The organism is Bartonella sp. AD328YNZD, assembly GCF_042196425.1.
On the sequence record NZ_JBHIQG010000474.1, the window covers coordinates 1 to 1492 of the forward strand.

Annotated in this window: 2 protein-coding genes; both read right to left on the reverse strand. The window is 39.3% G+C overall.

The window, feature by feature from the left end; genetic code table 11:
* On the reverse strand, positions 1-545 hold a 545-nt coding region (locus ACFIO3_RS12955), incomplete at its 3' end, for a DEAD/DEAH box helicase (RefSeq protein ID WP_375704594.1).
* A 146-nt stretch (positions 546-691) separates the two neighbouring features.
* Positions 692-1465 carry an NAD kinase gene (locus ACFIO3_RS12960; RefSeq protein ID WP_375608554.1) on the reverse strand — a complete coding sequence of 258 codons (774 nt, stop codon included), beginning with the start codon at positions 1463-1465 and terminating at the stop codon, positions 692-694.
* Positions 1466-1492: the final 27 nt, after the last annotated feature.

Below are 1492 nucleotides of genomic sequence, written 5' to 3' on the forward strand. Positions count from 1 at the left end.
GTAAAAGGTGTTAGTTTACAGATGCGTTCGATATCAGGAATAAAGCCCATGTCCAACATGCGATCAGCTTCATCAATAACAAGGATTTCAACGCCCATCAGGAGCAATTTACCGCGCTCGAAATGATCAAGAAGGCGCCCTGGTGTTGCTATAAGAACATCAGCTCCTCGTTCAAGTTTGCGATCTTGGAGTTCAAAAGATACCCCACCAATCAAAAGAGCAACATTTAAACGATGATTTATTCCGTATTTATCGAAATTTTCTTCAACTTGAGCTGCAATTTCTCTTGTTGGTTCTAAGATGAGCGTACGGGGCATTCGTGCTCTTGCACGACCTTTTTCAAGGAGAGTGAGCATAGGCAATACGAAAGAGGCGGTTTTACCCGTTCCCGTTTGAGCGATTCCTAGAACGTCTTTTCTTTGAAGGACGTGAGGAATTGTTTCACTTTGAATAGGTGTTGGAGTTGTATATCCCGCTGATTTTACAGCGTTAACAACCTTTGCGGAAAGACCTAAATCATCAAAACTGTTTAAAGATGGTATCATTTTTTTATCAATTGCTCTGTGATTTTAATTTTGCTATCTAAATGATGAGTATAACCAATATCCCCCACTCTTAAAGAGTTTTAAGATGCTTTCACAAAAAAACTAACTATAACAACCATATACACATAAAACGCACAATACAATCATTAATAGCGAAATTGTTCTGATAAAATGCGTTCATCCCATGAATGATTTGAGTCAAAAAGGATTGAAGCTGTTACTTCTGTTGCCATTGAAATAGTAACTGAATGGACAGATTTAACTTCAACATTATCAGCAGCAGCGTTAACAGGGCGTTTGTCAGGTTCAAGCATATCAAAGCGCACTGTTACTGTATTGGGAAGCAATGCTCCATGCCAACGCCGAGGACGAAAAGGACTAACGGGAGTAAGAGCCATAAGGGGGGCCATAAGGGGTAAAATAGGTCCTTGTGCTGATAAATTATAAGCGGTTGATCCTGCCGGTGTAGCGACGAGGACTCCATCACAATTTAATTGTTCCATGCGCACGTTGTTATCAATGGTGATACGAATTTTTGCTGCTTGATAAGATTGTCGAAAGAGAGATACTTCATTAATTGCAAGAGCTTCGATAGATTCTTGACATTCAGCTTTTGCAATCATGCGCAGGGGATGGATTTCTTTTCTATGAGCGACAGCAATACGATTAGGTAATTTTTTTTCATGAAATTCATTCATAAGAAATCCTACAGAACCTTGATTCATGCCATAAATGGGTTTGCCTGTATTCATGACGTCCCGTACGGTTTGTAACATTGTCCCATCACCACCGATTGCAACAACAATATCAGTTTCTTCCAGAGAAGAATGACCATAAACGGAAATTAATTTATGGGTAGCTTTGAGAGCTTCCTCAGTTTCTGCGGAAACAAAATGAAAGCGACTTGGTAATGTAATCATTTAGAAATTATCCTGATACTTACAGTT

Excerpts from the sequence above, each read along its gene's own strand:
- ACFIO3_RS12960 (WP_375608554.1), bottom strand. The coding sequence starts at position 1,465 with ATGATTACATTACCAAGTCGCTTTCATTTTGTTTCCGCAGAAACTGAG.